This window comes from Streptococcus tangpeifui (assembly GCF_044503215.1).
In the GTDB taxonomy this organism is placed as follows: domain Bacteria; phylum Bacillota; class Bacilli; order Lactobacillales; family Streptococcaceae; genus Streptococcus; species Streptococcus tangpeifui.
This window is the reverse complement of record NZ_CP172427.1, coordinates 641,232-660,395: the sequence shown is the minus strand read 5'-3', so window position 1 is coordinate 660,395 and position 19,164 is coordinate 641,232. Positions and strand designations below refer to the sequence as shown.

18 protein-coding genes, 2 pseudogenes and 1 riboswitch are annotated in these 19,164 nt (G+C 39.4%); of the genes and pseudogenes, 3 read left to right on the top strand and 17 right to left on the bottom strand.

Annotated elements, in window-relative coordinates:
- Positions 1-116 precede the first annotated feature (116 nt).
- The 8 genes and pseudogenes from ACFSN5_RS03210 to murF all read right to left on the bottom strand — a co-directional run bounded on the left by ACFSN5_RS03210 (position 117) and on the right by murF (position 8,319).
- Positions 117-485, bottom strand: a complete 369-nt coding sequence (locus ACFSN5_RS03210) for a hypothetical protein (RefSeq protein WP_165329155.1) — start codon at positions 483-485, stop codon at positions 117-119.
- An 8-nt stretch (positions 486-493) separates the two neighbouring features.
- Positions 494-1,210 carry a matrixin family metalloprotease gene (locus ACFSN5_RS03205; protein ID WP_165329156.1) on the bottom strand — a complete coding sequence of 239 codons (717 nt, stop codon included), beginning with the start codon at positions 1,208-1,210 and terminating at the stop codon, positions 494-496.
- Between the two features lie 113 nt (positions 1,211-1,323).
- Positions 1,324-2,109 carry an alpha/beta hydrolase gene (locus tag ACFSN5_RS03200; protein WP_165329157.1) on the bottom strand — a complete coding sequence of 262 codons (786 nt, stop codon included), beginning with the start codon at positions 2,107-2,109 and terminating at the stop codon, positions 1,324-1,326.
- Positions 2,110-2,219: 110 nt separating this feature from the next.
- Positions 2,220-3,881, bottom strand: a complete 1,662-nt coding sequence (locus tag ACFSN5_RS03195) for a ribonuclease J (RefSeq protein WP_165329158.1) — start codon at positions 3,879-3,881, stop codon at positions 2,220-2,222.
- A gap of 460 nt (positions 3,882-4,341) precedes the next feature.
- Entirely contained in the window at positions 4,342-4,923 is a 582-nt protein-coding gene (locus tag ACFSN5_RS03190) for a DNA-3-methyladenine glycosylase (protein WP_165209482.1), read from the bottom strand.
- A gap of 7 nt (positions 4,924-4,930) precedes the next feature.
- Positions 4,931-5,419, bottom strand: a pseudogene (locus ACFSN5_RS03185) (endonuclease III domain-containing protein); the annotation flags it as partial.
- 710 nt (positions 5,420-6,129) lie between these two features.
- Entirely contained in the window at positions 6,130-6,819 is a 690-nt protein-coding gene (locus tag ACFSN5_RS03180; protein ID WP_165329159.1) for a YwaF family protein, read from the bottom strand.
- 135 nt (positions 6,820-6,954) lie between these two features.
- A complete protein-coding gene (gene murF / locus ACFSN5_RS03175; protein ID WP_165329160.1) occupies positions 6,955-8,319 on the bottom strand; it encodes a UDP-N-acetylmuramoyl-tripeptide--D-alanyl-D-alanine ligase in 1,365 nt (454 codons plus the stop codon).
- A 179-nt stretch (positions 8,320-8,498) separates the two neighbouring features.
- Positions 8,499-8,588, top strand: a riboswitch (THF riboswitch).
- A 95-nt stretch (positions 8,589-8,683) separates the two neighbouring features.
- Here murF and ACFSN5_RS03170 point away from each other — a divergent pair.
- Positions 8,684-9,250, top strand: coding sequence for a folate family ECF transporter S component (locus ACFSN5_RS03170; RefSeq protein ID WP_165209473.1), 567 nt, complete (start codon positions 8,684-8,686; stop codon positions 9,248-9,250).
- A 168-nt stretch (positions 9,251-9,418) separates the two neighbouring features.
- Here the strand turns inward: ACFSN5_RS03170 and ACFSN5_RS03165 are convergent, their stop codons facing one another.
- From ACFSN5_RS03165 to ACFSN5_RS03145, 5 genes are read right to left on the bottom strand one after another with little or no spacing between them, the layout of a single operon-like run.
- Entirely contained in the window at positions 9,419-10,189 is a 771-nt protein-coding gene (locus ACFSN5_RS03165; protein WP_165329161.1) for a class II aldolase/adducin family protein, read from the bottom strand.
- Positions 10,190-10,204: 15 nt separating this feature from the next.
- The gene (locus ACFSN5_RS03160) at positions 10,205-10,429 is read right to left on the bottom strand and encodes a hypothetical protein (RefSeq protein WP_165209467.1); all 225 of its coding nucleotides are present in this window, start codon (positions 10,427-10,429) and stop codon (positions 10,205-10,207) included.
- 23 nt (positions 10,430-10,452) lie between these two features.
- On the bottom strand, positions 10,453-11,799 hold the full coding sequence (locus ACFSN5_RS03155; RefSeq protein WP_165209464.1) for a PTS galactitol transporter subunit IIC: 1,347 nt from the start codon (positions 11,797-11,799) through the stop codon (positions 10,453-10,455).
- A 40-nt stretch (positions 11,800-11,839) separates the two neighbouring features.
- Complete coding sequence (locus ACFSN5_RS03150) at positions 11,840-12,160, bottom strand: PTS galactitol transporter subunit IIB (RefSeq protein ID WP_165209461.1); 321 nt, start codon at positions 12,158-12,160, stop codon at positions 11,840-11,842.
- Positions 12,161-12,173: 13 nt separating this feature from the next.
- A complete protein-coding gene (locus ACFSN5_RS03145; RefSeq protein ID WP_165209458.1) occupies positions 12,174-12,635 on the bottom strand; it encodes a PTS sugar transporter subunit IIA in 462 nt (153 codons plus the stop codon).
- A gap of 90 nt (positions 12,636-12,725) precedes the next feature.
- On the opposite strand from ACFSN5_RS03145, the gene ACFSN5_RS03140 reads away from it, so the two are divergent.
- Positions 12,726-13,565: a DeoR/GlpR family DNA-binding transcription regulator gene (locus ACFSN5_RS03140; RefSeq protein WP_241154181.1), complete on the top strand. Its 840-nt coding sequence runs from the start codon at positions 12,726-12,728 to the stop codon at positions 13,563-13,565.
- A gap of 20 nt (positions 13,566-13,585) precedes the next feature.
- On the top strand, positions 13,586-14,542 hold the full coding sequence (locus ACFSN5_RS03135; RefSeq protein ID WP_165209455.1) for a 1-phosphofructokinase family hexose kinase: 957 nt from the start codon (positions 13,586-13,588) through the stop codon (positions 14,540-14,542).
- Between the two features lie 273 nt (positions 14,543-14,815).
- Here the strand turns inward: ACFSN5_RS03135 and ACFSN5_RS03130 are convergent, their stop codons facing one another.
- The 4 genes and pseudogenes from ACFSN5_RS03130 to ACFSN5_RS03115 all read right to left on the bottom strand — a co-directional run bounded on the left by ACFSN5_RS03130 (position 14,816) and on the right by ACFSN5_RS03115 (position 19,022).
- Positions 14,816-15,766: a bile acid:sodium symporter family protein gene (locus ACFSN5_RS03130; protein ID WP_165209452.1), complete on the bottom strand. Its 951-nt coding sequence runs from the start codon at positions 15,764-15,766 to the stop codon at positions 14,816-14,818.
- A gap of 306 nt (positions 15,767-16,072) precedes the next feature.
- Positions 16,073-17,119, bottom strand: coding sequence for a D-alanine--D-alanine ligase (locus ACFSN5_RS03125; protein ID WP_165209449.1), 1,047 nt, complete (start codon positions 17,117-17,119; stop codon positions 16,073-16,075).
- A 196-nt stretch (positions 17,120-17,315) separates the two neighbouring features.
- Positions 17,316-18,553, bottom strand: a pseudogene (locus tag ACFSN5_RS03120) (acyl-CoA thioester hydrolase/BAAT C-terminal domain-containing protein).
- The gene (locus tag ACFSN5_RS03115; RefSeq protein WP_165209446.1) at positions 18,543-19,022 is read right to left on the bottom strand and encodes a MarR family transcriptional regulator; all 480 of its coding nucleotides are present in this window, start codon (positions 19,020-19,022) and stop codon (positions 18,543-18,545) included. Before ACFSN5_RS03115 ends, ACFSN5_RS03120 begins: the two are co-directional and overlap by 11 nt.
- Between the last annotated feature and the right edge of the window lie 142 nt (positions 19,023-19,164).

Genomic DNA, 19,164 nt, shown 5'->3' with positions numbered 1-19,164 from the left:
TCAGAAAAAGAAAGGACTACTTTTCTTACACTGTTAGTAACCCTGCATCTGTTAAACTAGAAAAAATGCAACTCCAGTAGGATAGGAGTTGCAGTCATTGAGTTATTAATCTCATTTTAACCAGGTAGCTGCCCCAGAATACTTTGATGGCGGTAAACTAGATAGACCCCTACACCTACAATCAAGAAAAAGAGCAGAAATTTAACTAAACCCTTGATAAAATGCAGGACGAGAGTCAAGACCATAGACACAATCAGCCAAGTGATAGCCGTATGACCAAAGAAGCCTTGCAGGCCAGCTTGACTATGTTGACTCAAACTAACCAGCCAATTGGGCAAATGAGCCAGATGGTCCCAGCCTAAAGCCAACTTATTTGAAATCGCTGCTCCAGCCAGCCGCAACCAAACAAAGACCCCACTGTTAAAAAGTAACAGAAAGGCTTGTTCAGGATAACGGCCAGCCCAATTTTTTAACACAGAAAACATAAGCACTCCTAGTTCGCATAAAGTTTTTGCAGGGCATCAATGTCAACCGTCTGAATAGAGTAATAAGAACCTGCAGACTGCATCACTGAGGCCTGACCGTCATTATGATCCAGTCCCATAGCATGGCCCAATTCGTGCTCTGCTGTATTGACAATCCTCTCCTGACTGTAACCATAAGCATCATTGAGCAGATAATAAGAATTGAGATAGACATCAGCATGAGTAATACGGTTGGACAGAGATTCTGTAGTTGTCTTGGCTTCACCGGCAGCCTGACTGGAACTATCAGACTGATCGGTCAAAATGATATCAGCCGAGTCCTTATCCGACACAAAATTGAGAGTAAAAGCACCGGTGTCGTTCCAAGCTGCGACAGCTTCTTTATAGGCTGAGACAAAAGTTGAATCTGTTGAATCAAGATAAACTGTCGCCGAGTTGGTCTCCCAACGAGCTCCTTGGTTTTGGTGGTCAGATGCTGCATCAGTTGCCAAATTTTGGAGATTTTGCTTAAAATCAGCCTTAGGTGAAAAATGGCTAGTAACGTTAGTCAAGCCAGTCTGTAAGGTTTGCGCAAATTGAGACTGACTGTGATTCGCATACCAAGCCAAACCAAAAACAATAATGGCAAAGATGGCTAAAGTTCTGATGAAGCCCCAGAAAAAATGCCAAATAAAGCTGAGAGCGGCCCTAGGAATGGCCCATAGAATTTTGAAAAAACTTTTCATAACTATTCTCTCCCTCTTCATTAATCTTTCAAGTGACCACAAGTATAACAAGCTCAGTTCCAAAACTCAAGTCACAGCCCAGCTGTCACTGTTTTGTTAGAGAAGTGATAAGTTTAAGACAAACGCTCTTCTTCATGGTAATCTAGCGGTAACCAGCGTAAAAAGGCCTCTAGCTGCTTTTCCCAATAGTACCATTCATGCCTACCAGGCGCTGTGCTGTAAGTGATATCCAAGCCCAATTTTTTAAAATCGGCAACAGCCTTCTCATTAGCCTGATAAAGAAAATCTTCCTGGCCGCACCAAGCATAGAACTTAGTTTCCATATCGTGAGAGGCCACCATATTAGTCAAATAATGTCGGTCAATATCCGCAGCAGATAGATGACCAAAAATTCCTTGCCAGTAATCTAGATTCTCATCAACATCATTCTGCAGACTATCCATATCAAGACTGAGAGCACCTGAAAAAGAGCCAGCATAACCAAATTGATTGGTTAAAAGAGCCATCTTATAAGCTCCGTAACCACCCATGGAAAGACCAGCAATATAAGTTTTCTCTCGCTTGGTCGTCATATTGGGAAAAAAGCGATGCATAACCTGAGGAAGCTCCTTGGCAATTGCATCAAAATACTTGAGACCGTAAGCTGTATTAGTGTACCAAGCCAGATCCGTTGAGGGCATAACGACAATCAGATTCGTGTGACGCAGAAGGCGTTCAATATGAGTCCGCTTCTGCCAAGAATTCTGATTTCCCCCCATGCCATGCAAGAGGTAGAGAACGGGAACATCTTTACTGTCTGCTTCTTCTTGAATCAGTTCAAAACTATCTGGATAAATCACATTGACTTGACGCTCAAAACCAAGAACCTTTGAATGATATTCGATTTGAAAAAATGCCATAATTGACTCCTATAAGAAAGAGGTGAGACCAAGCCTAACCTCTTTTTGTTTTTTTATAATTGCGTTCAATAGTTAAGTTTTCCAAAAAGCCGTCAAAACTAAGCAGAGACTTATCGCACTTCCATAATCACTGGTAAAATAGCTGGACGACGTTTGGTTTGATCAAAGAGGAATTTGCCCAGCTCATCACGGACAGAACCCTTAAGCTCACTCCAATCAAAACCATCGGTTGCCAAATAATCTTCTACCGTCTTATTGACCAAATCAGCACTTTCCCGCAAAATATCACGGCTCTTACGCACATAGACAAAACCACGGGTGTGGACTTTTGCTCTGGAAACAATGGTCTTTTTCTTCTTATTGACCGTAATAACTACAATGAAAATACCGTCCTCAGAAAGAATCTTACGATCCCGCAGAACAATATTACCAACATCACCGATGGCATTCCCATCAATCATAACATCGCTGGCAGGCACACCGCCTTCATGCATGAAGCCTTGATCACCTAAAACCATAATATCTCCCCGCTTCATGATGTAGATGTCTTCAGGCAGCATACCGATTTCTTCAGCCAAATCTGCATGGGCTTGTAATTCCCGATATTCCCCTTGAATAGGGAAGAGGTACTTCGGACGTAAAATATTCATCAAAAGCTGTAAATCACGGCCGTTAGCATGACCGGACACGCGCAGATTCTGTGTAATTAACTTAACAGAACCGCCGGCCTTATAGATCATATTTTCCACACGTGCCACAACGGCTTCCTTAGCAACACTAGGTGTGGTAACAATATAAACCAAATCGCCGTCCTTAATTTCCACATAACGGTGGCGACCGATAGCCATCTTACGAAGCCCCTCGATTGGTTCCCCCATCCGACCAGCTTCCAAGATAATCAGCTCATGGTCTTCATACTTATGCATGTCCTTAGGCTTCACAATCAGCTTTTCATCAGCAACACTGAGTTTTTTCAAACGAATAGCTGTACGGACAATATTTTCCACATCGAATCCTGTCAGGACAACGCGGCGGCCGTACTCGGCAGCTGCATCAAAAACCTGCTGAATCCGAGACAAGTTGCTGGCAACAGCAGCAACAATAATGCGCCCTTGAACATCCGAAATGACATCATCCATCTCTTCGCCAACTTCTGCTTCACTGGCTACCTGCACCTTGCTATCAGCATTGGCTGAATCTGCCAAGAGAGCCAGAACGCCTTCGCGACCAATTTCAGCCAAACGACCGTAGTCAGTCTGATAACCTGGACTAGCCGCTTGATCAAATTTGAAGTCCCCAGTGTAGACAATGTTTCCTTGGTCAGTCCCCAAAACAATCCCCAAACTTTCAGGAATAGAGTGAGTGGTGCTAAAGAAGGAAACAAGCGCATCCTTGAATTCAATTTCCGTCCCAGCGTCAACCACATGAAAGTTGTTGAACTTCTTGACTTGAGAATTATTCTTAACCACTAATTTAGCCAATTCAATGGTCAACTCTGAACCAAAGACAGGCACCCGCACATCCTGCAAAAGATAAGGTAAGGCACCGATGGCATCCGCATGCCCGTGAGTCAGAAAAACCCCTTGCACACGTTTCCTATTTTCAATCAAGTAATCCATGTTCGGGATGATCACATCAACCCCCAACTGCTCATTTTCAGGGTACTTGAGCCCAGCGTCCAAAACAAAGATGGATTCATTAATCTCCGCTAGGTAGAGGTTTTTACCATTTTCACGCACCCCACCTAGGGCAATAATTTTAATATCACTCATGGTGATAAACTCCTTTAAAATATTTTATTCTTGTTGATGGCCAAACTGCCATCTTATTCTTTACCAACGGTCCTTAACTGATCCAATTTCTAAGACTGGCCTAGCTAAGTCGAATTACAGTCTCCTGTATTATAGCATAAATAGAAGCAAACCGCTGAAGGCGGGAGATGATTAAGCTGGACTCTAGTGTGAAAAGCCATAACTAAAAATTATACATTATTTTAATAAAATTCCGTTCACGACTTATTTTAACCTTTTCGTGACATTTATTGGGTATCAACACAAATAAGATTCTGATGGCCAAATATGAAATACCTCCTATTTGATACAACAGTCCCTCGACATCATTAATTAATCCTTGTAAGCCATGTCCCCTTTGAAAGTGTTATGAAATTACTGATTTCATATACAAGAGATGACAAATTAGGCAACAGATAAAGATACTCTTCCACACAAGCCTTTAATCAATGGGCAACCAAGTATCATTATCCATCAATAGGCCTTTCTTTTTTATCCTCGAAACATGTCTATTGCCTCGGACATAAAAGCAAAGTGGCTCTGTCTTCCAATGATCTGTACAGGTTACACCTATTCTAGCACGGCTATCAATACATACAGGCTTTACACCCTCCTTAAGCGATAAAGCACAATTATCAATAGGTTGACCATCAAAACTCTTAGTAATGTGAGCAAAGCGAGTTAATTTCCCTGGTCCATTGGCAACTGATTGCTCCTCTTTAACTTCTAACGCACGAATCAGTACAGCCTCGGCGATGCCACTTTTCCTGGTGACCAAATTAAGCATGTGATGTCCATACATTTGATACACATACCAATGACCAGCAGAAAGATACATAGATTCATTTTTCTTACTTCGCTTACCACCTGCACTATGAGAGGCACTATCTTTAGCGCCTAGATAAGCCTCTGTTTCTACGATTCTTCCAATCAGTCTATCTTCTAAGTAGAGCTCCATGCCAAGCAAAGCCTTAGCCGTAGCCACAGTATCACTAAACATCAAATGCTCAAAACTATCTTCCATGTCATATCTACCTCAATACCTCAGAGTCATAGTTCGCTTTATAAAAATCACAAAGTGGTCGCAAAGGACATAAAGAACAAATCGGTTGTTTTTTGCAAAAGTTACCTCCCAGCTCATCAATCATCGCATGAAACTGCTGCAATTGATTGACTGATAAGTTTTCTAGATAATACTGTCCCATATCATGATAACGACGAAATTTTAATCCAAGACAACGTCCAAACACTCTTCTAGCATAGGCATCTGAGATGAATTTTTTACAATCTAGCAAATATAATAAGATAACATCTGCCGTTTCATCTCCAATGCCCTTTACTGACAAAAGCTGCTTTCTAAACCAATCAATATCAATGGCTTTTAGAGCTTCAAAGCCACCACAAGTCTGGATTAAGCCAAACACCTCACGTATGGTTTTACTTTTTTGAACATAAAAACCACTTGGTTTGATTTTTTCTTGAAGCTCTTCTGGCTTTAACGCAAGGAGAGCTTCAACAGAAAAAAATCTTTTAAATTCCTAATTGAATAACGAACATTAGTAAAGTTCGTATTTTGAACTAAAATCATACCAAGTAATTTTTCAGTCTCATTATCACCAGGATACCAGCCTAAGTCATCAAAAGAATTGTCTAATAGCCGAAAAATTTCAAATAAATACTGATCATTTATCATTTTTATTCCATTTCATTATTATAATTGTCTTCCCATTTCCTAGTTAACATATATACAAAGGTGATTAAACATACAATAGCCAGTAGAAAAATATAAGTTTTAATACTATATGACGATATAATGATTTAGGAATAGCCATATCTCTCCGTTGAGGTGTTTTTATTAGTCAAGTAACGATGTCTCGAATTCTTAGCTGAAACAAAGGTATTTTTATGAAAACCGAGAAACTCTAGATATTCCAACACAAAAACAAGGCTTTTCTCAGACAAACAGCCTAGGCACTTTTTTGAATTCCGTAAAATCATGCATGTGATTTTCTAGAAATAGTGAACAGGATATCCAAGCAGTTGTGAGGCTTACAAATTATCTAGGCTGAATAAGTCACAAAATCATAAGGTTGCCCTAGACCCATTAGTATAATATTAGTACCGCCTGTCAGACTGAGGCTAAAATCAAGGTCTCGAAGGCTTGAAATGAGGTAATGACTCAGAATAGCATGAAGCCATAATAAGTTGACTTACCAAATAAATCCACTATCTAAATTTTTAAGGAAACTTTTTTAAATCGTCTAAAGCCAAGTTCTGTCAGGACCAAAGCCAAACTCAGAATACTTGAAACAACAAGATAATTGAACCAGACATTGCTATTATCAATAAAAGGAGGTTCTCGCAGAATACCGTAATTTCCTCCAGTCAGATGATTCACTCCAACCAAGAAGAGATCCAGCACAAAAGTATAGACCACAATACCAGTCAGACTGAGATTATCCCTGTTAAAGTAATTAAGCAGATAGGTTAAGCCATTGGCAAAGAGAGCAAAGTGACCAACCAAGAAGGAAATTCCTGTAATATGCGGAAAGGTATAAGGATCCATGACTGGATAACCCAAGGCAAAAATTGCCCCGCTAAAGCCCATCAGACCGATGTACTGTTTAAACGGCCATCTGGCTGGCAAAAAAACTAGCCCAATCATCGCTAGGCGGCAATGATAGAAAGGCAGACTGTAGTCCAGCGGAATACGGCAAACCAGATACCAACCATAGAGTGCTAATAATTGAGCCAATTGGATCCCCTTAAAAAGGCGGATATAAGCGACGTTTTGATGATAACGATAGGACAGCCAAATCAAAAGAGCCATCCCCAAGATAATCATGCCATACCAGAAGCCCGAAATGATCGGTACGGTTGTTTGCTGAGTCGTAAAAAAATTCTGCCAAAATTCTGTCACAATAGCTATCTCCTCTATCTAAGACACAAAGGGCCTCCGTGGACACAGCTAAAATAGGAGATTCGACGCAGAGTCCTAAAGACTCTAGGAGAAGCTAGCTTTTTAGCCAAGTCCGCAGCCCATGTTCAATTAACTCTATGCTTCCAAAGCCTTGACAACCTTGTCTAAGTGCATGGAGTTCGATCCTTTAAGTAAAATTTGATCAGCCGGTTGCAAGAGAGTCTTAACCTGCTTAACCAAGTCCTCAAACTGATCCTCTTGGCCTGTTTTCTTGAAATAATAGACCTTGCCAAGCGGGAACATCTGGCTGGCTAATTGAGCCAGCTCCGCAATATCTTCTCCATAGCAAATTAGATAATCCAAATCCTCTGGGTTGATGGCCATAATCATATCACTGTGCATCTGAACCGAGTTTTCTCCCAGCTCTTTCATATCAGCCAAAAGAGCAATCTTCCTTCCGCCCTCATTAGCCGGAATGGCTAGGAAGGTTTCTAAGATCAATTTCATGGCTGTCGGATTGGCATTATAAACATCAGCTAAAATGTCAGCTCCGTTACTGGCCTTCTTCCACTCCGTTCGGTTTTTAGTCAGCTTCAAATGCTTCAAGGCTGAAGCAATAACCTCATCTGCTACTCCTTCAAGCTGGCCAACATAGGCCGCCAGCATAGCATTAGTGGCATTATACTTACCTGTAACAGGCAGTTCAATCGGATCGTCCATAAAGTTGACTGCAAACTGCAGGCTGTCCTTACGTTCGACTAACGTTGTCAAGAAAATATCTTGGTCTGGACCAAAGCGGACAATCTTTTGTTTGCTGGGTAGGAAAGCATTGATGATTTTGTCCGCTGGGGCAATCAAAGTCCCATCTGCTGCCATACCATTGACAATCTGCATCTTCCCTTGAGCAATCTTCTCACGACTGCCAAAAAATTCCAGATGAGCTTCACCGACTAAGGTCACGATGCCAATCTTAGGCTGAGCAATCTTGGACAGCAAGTCAATATCACCCAGATGGTCCTGCCCCATCTCAAGGACAATTTTCTGGGTATCATCTGGCATATGGAGAACAGTATAAGGCAGACCAATTTCATTATTGTAATTGCCTTGAGTCTTATAGGTCTTATAAGTCGTCGCCAAAACATCATGAATCATATCCTTGGTCGTCGTCTTACCATTTGAACCCGTCACTGCAATCACATCAACTGCCATCTTTTCCAAGTAATATTTGGCTAGGGACTGAAAGGCAGACAAGGGATCCTTAACCAAGATATAAGGCACTTCATCCAGTTCAATGCGGGAAAAAGTTGCTACAGCTCCATTTTCAAAGGCTGTCGGAATGAATTCGTGACCATCACGAGTCCCCTTGAGGGGTAAAAAGAGGTCGCCAGAAGTAATCTTGCGACTGTCAAATTCAATAGCATGGATGGGAAAATCCTCAAACTGGGAAACATCATTGCGTGCCCCGACTACTTCAGCAATTTCATATAAACTTAATTTCATTAGTATTCCTTATTCTTATAGTATAAAAGTGATTTTCTCTGAAATTATACCACAAAAATCTGACTCAAAATAGGCCATGCCATTGAAAGCGACTAAGAAAAGACGAACAATAATTATGGAATTCTCTGAAAATCTAGGAAAACTCCTGCAAACATGCTAGACTAGAACTGTATTCAAAATACAGAGTAAGTGATTTGCGTTAAGTGTATGTGAATGGGATGTTGTCACATAACGAAGCAAGAGCGCGGTAAATCACTGCATCCGCTGTTTTTAATTAAGGACGCTCAATCCTGATTTTCTCATTTTTAGGACTGGAGCGTCTCCATTTTAAACAGCTCCACTTAATTTAGAATAGGAGCTTTTTATGTTTTCTAAACCCTTTTTTCCAAAATTATCAACCAAACACTTGGTTAGCTTGGCTATGCTCATGGCTCTGTCTATCGTGATGGGAAAACTGTCCATTCCTATCATTCCCCAGCAATTGGTCATCAGCTTGACTTTCATCATCTCAACTATGATCGGTGCTATCGGCGGTCCAGCCTATGGATTTATTATCCTAGCCTTGATTGATCTGATTGATATGATGACAGCTGGAACAGCCAACTTCATTATCTGGTGGACCCTGCTGGAAGCTGTTCAAGGTGCCCTCTACGGCTTCTTTTTCTATAGAAAACCACTAAGCTGGACCTCTAAAAAAGACTGGGCCTATGTCAGCGTAGCAACGCTAATCATTATGGGCATTGGAAGCTTTATTTTTACACCTCTTTTGATCCAAATCTACTACAAAGTGCCTATTGCCGCCCAATTTATCTCAGGCCGCTGGTTAAAAATCTTTGAAATTCCAATCCGTGTCATTCTAACTATGCTAGTGATGACCCAGCTGCAAAAGTTAAGAGACTGGCGACAATTAATTAATATTAATCCAAAATAACCGTTATAAAATCTCGATTTTTAATAAATTTCTCTGTCCAGTAAACAGTTTCATTAGAAAAGCACCCTAACCGTGCAATTATTTTGGTTAGGGTGCTTTTCACTTTTAAATTTTTATTCTTTAGTGTCTATTTTAAGAAAAGTATAGCACTCTGGCAGTTCCTTATGATTAATCCCCATTTTTATTTTGGACAGTCACAGTATTATATAAAGCTTTACCAGCCTTAACATCTTCCCATGTTCCGATTTTAACACCTTCTGAATAGTAACCATCTAAAATACCTTCGTGTTGTAAAATGGTCTGCTCATAGGCTACTTTAGAATTCCACTCTGTGATATCAACATCTGCTAGAGATTTATGTAGAGCCGTAATTGGATCCATATCCTTTCCACCAGATGTGAATAAGGTCCCGTGAGAATTCAATAAGAAACCATTTCGTAAAGCTTTATCGCCAATTTTTTTAATTTCTTCAGCAACATATTCTGCTAGTTCTTCAGAACACATAGGGTGCCAGTCCAATGTTCGGATTTCTTTTAATTTTTGAGTTGCTTCTGTCAAGTTTGGCATACTTAGCCCAATAGTAGCCCAAAACATCGACTGATCAGCATGTGAATGGAATACGCATTTAATATCTGGATTAACATCATAAATTGCTTCATGCATATTAATTTCACGCGTAACCTTGCCATTACCTGAAAGAATTTTTCGAGTATGTGGTTCAATTACCAAAATTTGATCAGCTGTTAAATGGCCTAAATAAGCTTCCGACATCATTGTTGGAGTCATTACGTAATAGTCGTTCCCTTCTTCATCTGTCACACGAATACTAATATTTCCGCCAACAATATTGGTATCACGACGATCCATAACTGTTTTAACAACTTTTGCTAAATCTTCACGTTCATATTCAAATGGAATACGACCTGCTGGATATCTCATAACTAATCGACCTTTCTATTTTCCTTTAGATTCATGTATTACTTTACTTCTTTCCAGTACAATCTTTTTCTTTTCCAAATAGTTAGGGAACAAAATAGACGTTCCCTCTTTATTTACTAGTAGACCCAATACAATCACAAAAATATTTAACCAATATAATTTTGTGTAAATAGCTACTATAAATAGTAAAAATGCCAGAAAACTTAGGAAAGTCCAAAATGCTTTAGATCTTACAGTCATACTCAGTCCCTTCTAAAAATTTACTAGTCTTTGTATTTATTTGTTGGAATTGGATTTTTCTTAAATCCCCTGTATAAAATATAGAACAAAGCTAACAGTGCCACAAAACCAACAATTGCCATAACATTGCCGCGACCAGCCCAGCCTGCTAAGAAGCGGAAATCTGGTGCTTCGATAGAACTCCATGAAACTTCTGATCCCTTAGGAACATTGATAGCACCAGTACTCTTGGCTAATTTTGTAAAGATGCCTGCAAAATAAGTTGATCCATATAAAAACAGCGGTTCATAGATAATACCTAGGACAAGCATTCTCAATAGATTGCCACCTGTCAACAAAAGACCACCTACACCTAGGCAATAGTTAATGACACCAGCAAGAGGCAAGATCTCATTGCCTGGCAACACCGCAGAAAACAGAATAGATACAGGAATCAAAAGTACCATCGTTACCCAAAGTTCTGTACTTTGACCAACAATTGGCCAGTCTAAACCAATAACAAACTCACGACCTTTTACATGTCTCTTCATGAAGTCGCTCATTGTGGTACCAAATGGCGTCAACGCATCCATGAAGAATTTAGCCATTACTGGAAAGATTGCCATTACAGCACCAGTTGTGACTGCAAGATTCAATGAATTAGCAATCCCGTATTGTCCAATCAGTCCTAGAAGCAAGCCAATAATTGCCCCCATCACAACAGGCTCACTCAAAATTCCAATTTTACGTTTTAAGGCATCGGCATCCCATTTTTTATTAAACACTGGGATATAATCCATCAATTTATTGACAGGACTCATAATAACAGCAGTAAATGTCTCTATGTGTGTTACAGTTACACCCTCGTAACCTAACATATCTTTAATTTCATCTGCCCACATATCTCCCAATTTCAGAGCGATAATGACCTGAATACCAGCAACAATAAAGCCCCAAACAAGATTACCAGAGAATTGATATACAATGTAACCAGTCAGAGCAACTCCCCATACATTCCACATATCTGCATTCAATGTTTTGGTCATTTTACTAAGCAGCATAACTAAGTTAATCCCAAGTTCAACCGCAAAGAATGTAAATGCAAGTGGCCAAGCCCAAGTAATTGCTGAAGCTCCTGTCCATCCAAAGTCAACAACTGGCAAGTTAATCCCTGTGTTTTTCGCCAAGGCTTTCGCTGCTGGACTAACTGCTGCAGTTAACTGATTAATAGCTAAGCTCATCCCAATAAAACCAGTCCCTAGATAAAGACCTGACAGCAGAGCTTTAGAAGGTTTCATTCCGAAGATTAAACCCAGAATAGCAATAAAGATGGGAATAAGAACAGTAGATCCAACTCCCAATATTGCTTGAACAATATCATTCCAGTTCATAATAAATTCCCCCTGAGAATTCTATAAATTTTAATTATACTTACTTATATTTTTCAACGACTTCTTTAATACGTTCGTTTGCCCCATCTTGTCCCATACCTGTCAGCCATGGCAAGCCGACCATTCCAACAACATCATGTTCATCAAGTACTTCTTGAAGTTCTTTATTCGCTGGGGCAATGCCGATATATATGATGATACTTGGATCGCTTTCAATAGTTGATTTAGCTGTTTCAATAGGTTTAGGAGCTGCCTTAGCATATCCATCTAGTCCTACTGAAGTCAGATATTCATTCACTTTATTCGTTACTTGGGGGCTTGTAGCGACACCCGAACCACAACACACCAGAATTGTTTTCATAATAGTACTCCTTTTATTCTTCAAAATTGCTGACAACCAAATCGTACATTTCTTCTTTGGTTGTAACGTTTTTAAATTTATTCACAAATTCACTATCTTGAAACGCTGCTATCATATTTGCTAATAATTGTGGCTGCTTCGACCCATCTTTGATTCCTAAAAACAGGAAATCTCTGGAAGACATTTCAGCTGCATCGCCCATTTGCCTAATCTCTAAGACGCCGTTGTTCCTTGCAATGTAGATAAATGGCTCTTTGATATACTTACTATCTACATGTGGGAATGCAACAGATATCTCAGGAAATTGTAATCCTGTCGGATATGATAACTCTCGCTTCTCTAAACCAGCAATGTATCCTAATTCTGCAACACCTTTTTCTATAACTCTCATTCCTATTAAGTCGAACAGCTGTGCCTCATCGGATACAATAACATCCAAGTCAATCAAATCTTCTTTGAACATTTCACTAATCATGGTAATCTCTCCTCCCTTGAATGATATCGCTTACATCTTTAATTATAATCAAAATAATTCATAAGTCAATCATTTTCGAAACTTTTTTGAATGTTTTTTTTTGAAGATGATTATTTATTGATTATTGATTCATTGTATACTATAATAAAAGCAAATACATTAACGAGAGGTATAGAGATAGTGATTAAAAATATTCGATGGAATAAAATCATTGATTTAATCAATATGAACGGAGGAATGATGACAACTTCTGAAATTGCTTCCATAACTGGGGTGTCTGAAGTCACCATTCGCCGCGATTTAAAACAATTAGAAGAACACGGAAAACTAAAACGCGAGCATGGTGGAGCCTTATCCATTGATCGTTCAAGACATATTGAATTTTCAACAGATGAGAAACTGCTACTTAATGTCGAAAAGAAAAATAGTATAGGAAAAAAGCTAGGTAATTTAATTCCCAGCAACTCCACTGTATATCTCGGTGCAGGTACCACACTTCTTTTAGCAATACCGCACTTAGCCACTAAAAATATACGATTTGTCACCAACAGTTACCCTGCTTTTCAAGCACTATTGGAATATGACAATCAGATCGTATTAACTGCCGGTGAGTTTTATAAAAAAACCGGCGAGTTTTTAGGACCAATTGCCGAAGCTTCTTTTAAAGACCTAAACATTGACTTTGCTCTCTGTTCAACAAATGGTATTAGCAAAAATAGAGTTACAACAAGCAATTCTACACAGGGAAGCATACAGTTAACCGCTATGGAATGTGCGGATAAAAAAATCATTGTAGCAGATACATCAAAAATTGGAATATCTGATATGATAACATTTGCTCCTCTGGAAGCATTTGATAGCTTAGTCAGCGATGATAACTGGGATCCCATAAAAAAAGAAGAGTACTCAAAATATGTCAATATATTATAATGTCTGGAAAGGAATCTTATATGATTATCACACTTACCATGAACCCTTCTGTAGACTACCTCTATAAAGTTGATAGCTTATCTCCAGGGAAATTAAACAGAGTAAATTTAATAACCAAAATGGTAGGAGGAAAAGGAATTAACGCTGCACGCGTTTCTGCAATACTTGGCACAGAAGCCACTGCTATCAGTATTATTGGCGGAATGAATGGAGATTACATCCTTTCTCAAACAAAAAATGATAAGTTCACATCAGATTTTATTCGTACAAATGATGAAACTAGGAACTGCTATGTCATTTTAGATAAAGAAAATATGAAAACAGAAATAAATGAATTAGGAGCAAGCGTTACTCAATCGGTTTTAAATGAACTGGATGGAAAAATTGAATCTTATGTTAAAACTAAAAAGGTCACAGCAATTTCAATTAATGGCAGCCTGCCACTAGATTGTCCGCGTCATTTTTATTCTGATTTAATACAAAAAATCAGGGGATTAAATCAGAATATAAAAATTTTGTTAGATACTTCCGGTAATGCATTAAAGGATTGCCTAGATTCAGGTTTTCTACCAGATATTATTAAACCTAATGAAACTGAGATTGCTGAATTACTCAATACGAAAATAACAGCCGATGTGGAAACACTGCAAAAAAACATTATGTCTGATGAGTTGCTTTCTAATATCCCTGTCATTTTTGTATCATTAGGGGCTAATGGATCACTTATCAAATATGAAAATGAATTCTATCAAATTACATTTCCAAAAGTTAATGCTATTAATACGCAGGGATCCGGTGATGCAACCGTTGGAGGTATCTTGTCTGCTATTGATAAGAACAGATCCTTTGTTGATGTATTAAAATATGGTTCCGCAGCAGGAACTGCTAATTCATTAGATGTTAAAACAGGATTTCTAGAAAATAGTGTATTTGATTTAGCTTATCAAGACGTTTCAGTATCAAAATTAAAATATTAATAGCTATCGAAATGTGACATGTGCACGCTTTTTTTCTATTTTTAATGAGCTAAAGAAGTTACCACATATATTGTACTCAAAGTGGATAATAATGCTCACTTGTTAAACGAGTAGTTTATTTGCTTTATATCTATCGGAGCGAGACAAGCTAAAATCGCAGCAAAACAGCCTAATAAATAGCAATTAGGCTGTTGTTTAACTTTTATAAGGTTAATGGCCACTAAACAGGGGGACTAAAAAACTTCACCACATTCGTGATGAAGCTAAAGTTTATTAATCCTCTTTCATCAAGGTTTCTTTGGAATGATTCTTCCACCAGGATGATAATATCGAACCAGAGATATTATGCCAAATAGAGAAAATGGTTGAAGGAATGGCTGCTTGGGGAGCAAAGTATTTAATGGCCAGTGTTGCTCCTAAACTTGAATCCTGCATACCGACTTCGAAAGTAATGGCTTTTTGCTGAGGTTCTTTCAAGCGCAGTAACTTAGAAAAGCCATAGCCTAAGCCATAACCACAAAGATTATGCAGCATCACAACAGGAATAACTAAAGCCGTTGCTGAAGTAAAGATATTAGCATGATTAGCTGATACGACTGCACCAATAATCAAAAGGATAGCTGCTTGTGATATCAGAGGCATCAGTTTAATAACTAAATCAATTTTATGAGCTAAAAGCCGATGGACGATAACCCCCAAAACGATTGGAACAACAACAATTTGGAGCGTTGATAGAAAGAGCTTAGCCGCCGGTACTGCAATAAATTGACCTGCCAAAAGGGACAGGAGAGTCGGCAGCATCAAGGGGGCAAGCAAGGTCGATAAGACTTCGATGGAGACATCTAAGGCAACATCTCCACCAGCAAGAAAGGCCATAACACTGGATGATGTCCCACTAGGGCAAGAGCCAACTAAAATAACCCCAGCTGCTGTTGCCCCCTTTAGGTGGAAAAGCAGACAGAGCAGCCAAGCCAAGCCCGGCATAATGATATAGTGGGCTACTGTCCCCAAAATGACAGGAATAGGTCTTTTTGAGATACGAACAAAATCCTCTGTCGTCAAGGTCAAACCCATCCCAAACAGAATAATTCCCAGTAGATAAGATGTATTGGGAATAACCCAAGTACTCGTTTGCGGCAGGACATAGTTAAACGCTGCCCAAATGATAACAATGACCGTGAACCATTTGCTAAGCCATTTGCTAAACTGTTCAACTTTTTGCATAAGAACCTCCTATAAGATATTAAGCCTTTAAACAACTCAAAGCAATTAGAAAACCAGATAAAGAATCACTAAAAATTCTAGAAAGGTAAGCCTAATTTCACAGAGTGTAGGCATGTTTAATTAATAAGAATACCCCTATTGTACTCCTATTTGTTGTAATTTTCAAAATATTTTTTAAATTATCTTTTCAAAAATCTAGCAGAAATTTTAGCAAATTCAATATCCTTTTCCAAAAACATTTCAAACAAGTGCTAACTACATCCTGTTCCAAAAGAAAAAACGAAGACAATTCTCCGCTTTCCATTTTTATAATAAGTGACTTTCTCGTTTGTCAAACACTTCCTGAGCCAGATGGGCCAGCTCAGTAATCAACTCTTTATATGGAAGACCCATGTTTTCCCAAAGTAGGGGATACATTGACCATTGGGTAAAACCTGGCATGGTGTTAAGCTCGTTGAGATAAATCTCACCGCTCTCAGTTAGAAAGAAATCACAGCGAGACAAACCGCAGCCACCGATAGCTCGGAAGGCCGTCTCAGCGTAGGTCCGCATCTTGGCCATAATCTCCTCAGATACCTTGGCTGGAATGTCCATAGTAATCTTGTTATCGATATACTTGGCCTCGTAATCGTAAAAGGCCACATCTTTGACGACTTCACCAGGCTGAGTCGTTTTAATCTGGCTATTACCCAAGATCCCAACTTCAATTTCACGCGCATTGACACCTTGCTCAATCAAGATGCGGCTGTCGTATTTGAGGGCTAGTTCAAGGGCAGCACGCAATTCCCCATCATTTTCAGCCTTAGAAATCCCCACAGAAGATCCCATATTAGCCGGTTTGACAAAGACGGGATAGACAAGCTTGTTAGCCACTTGGTCAATAGTGGCTGCCATATCCTGTCCCTCCATATAAGTGACATAAGCTACCTGAGGAACACCGGCTGATTCTAAAACATGCTTAGTGGTAATCTTGTCCATAGCAACACTAGATGAGAGGACATTCGTTCCCACATAGGGCATCTTCAACACCTCAAGGAAGCCTTGAATGGAACCATCTTCCCCCATAGGTCCGTGAAGAACAGGGAAGACAATCGCATTTTCCTCATAAATATCACTAGGTTTGATAGTCTGACTAGCAATCACAGTCGCATTAGTCATGAGCTTTTCTGCTTCGCTAGGCTGACTGGTAAATTCTTGCGTCTTGATAAAATCACCAGCTTGGGTGATAAAGTAAGTCTTGACAGTAAACTTATTATAGTCAACGGCACGCATAACGCTTTCAGCCGATAAGACCGAAACCTCACGCTCTGCCGAACGTCCACCATACAATAAAATCAGAGTTTTCTTTGACATGATTTCTCTTTTCTAGCAAATTATTCGCCCTTTATTATAGCATAAATTGCAGGGAGTTTGGAATCGGTAGATAAAACCGCTCCGTAAGCGTAAACGATGTCAAAAACGCCCAGCATAACCGTACTGAGCCTTTTTCTACCTCGTGTTGAAATACTGCTATATCATAAAACAAAAGTGGGGGGAAGCAAATTTGAGCTCACAAATACTTTGGAAAGAATCCTATCGTAGCTTGCCAAGACCGCAAACTATCAGACAAAATTTCTTGCCAAGCTATTTTTTTATAACGATTATTAGGCTGGTAGGCAACCGTCAGCATGTGACCGCTATGGTTTAAAACCAGTTTTTCTAAATGATACATCTGATCTTTTCTTTGCGCCCATCGCTCTGAAATTTTTTCAATAGATTCATTAGCTGGCCAGATTTCATCCTGCTTACTTCCTATCAATAAGAGATGCCCTTGAATGGTCTCAACTGGAATATAACTATCTGCCTGATAATGAATTTGCGGTTTTCTCGATAATTTACTTACCAAAAAATCTCTGAGCAAAAATTTAGTAAAAGGCTGCTCCTGTCCTCGATAGACCCAAGACGAATGGCCCGAGTTGCGATAACCCTTCATACCTTCAAGTACAGCACAAGAGGGGGAATTAACAACAATACATTTGAATCTTGGAAAAAAGCAGCCGCCATCAGAGCTAATTCGGCCCCTTTGGACCGCCCATAAATCCCAATTCTTTCTTTATCAACTTGAGACATAGAGCTAAGATAAGGTAGGATTTCTTCCATAAAACCTAAGTCAATTCTATCTAAAGCTTCAGGAGTGCCCTCCAAACCAAAATAGGCTACAGCTAGAGTAACAAAACCATGACTGGCCAGTAATTGAGCTATATTTTGGGCTTTTTCAATCCGACCGTCGCTGCCGCTCAATACAACGATAGCTGGTAAATTGCGAGCCTTTTCTGGGTAAAAAAGTCTGGCTTTAGCTTGGGAAAAGGAAACATCTTGCCTACTGATATGAAGCAATTGATAATAACGCTGAAACCTCAGTTCTCCCAGCTTTTGCTTCCCTTCGAACACTTCCAAAAGAACGTCAAAACGTTCATTTAATGGAATGTCTTCTAAACGCGAAGGCAAGTTCATCTTCCTTATTTTGTCTGGCCTACTGTTAAAAAACAGCCCCATAGGATACTGACCTTGATAGGAACCAGACTGGCAAACAGTTTCGTTAAGGCTGATAGAGCCTTGCTGATCCGAATAGTAAAGGCCGCTAGCTCGCCATGGAACTAGGTAACTTAAGTCCATGGGAGCATTGATATTGTAGTAATTTTCAAGAGTCATTTCTAACCGATAGGAACTAAATGGCTTTAACCCACTGATGATGAGATCAAAAGTGCTATCAGCCAGAACACTGTCGCTAATAAGTCTAATTTTCATTACTCCAGCCTTCTTGATTTTTCTGTGCTAAAGCATCCCAGACACCTTCTACATCCGACATCAACTGTCTTACTCCTTCTAAAAAATGTTCAGGATAAGCTGCGAAAATCTTTTGCAGCTTTTGCCTTAGAAACTCATGCTGGTAGAGGTGTATCTGATAAATTTCCTGCCCTAATTCTGTTAAAATCACGCCATAGGCACTCTTCTTATATGGCGAAAGTTTCTTTTGCAGATAGCCTTTTAGGACTAACTTATTGACCAGCTGGGTGACAGCGCTGCGGGAAATTTGCCGTTTTTTGGCAATCTGTGATAAACCAATACCGCTCTCTTGTCCAACTAAGACTAGCAGATGAACTTCAGCCATCGTCAGATCTTTATTAGGTATATGGTGCTGCTCCTGCTCCAGTTTTTTATATCTTTCTACAAATATCTGCAAGTCTTGGCTCAAATCGAGTATCTTATCTGCCACTGTTTTTCTCCTTGTTTTGTTAAACTACTTAACAAAATAGCAAAGATGCAGTAGGTTGTCAAATTTTTTCTTGACATACAAAAGTAGACAGCGTATACTTTATTTATAAAGTAGTCAATGTATACTTTTTTTGAGAAAGGAG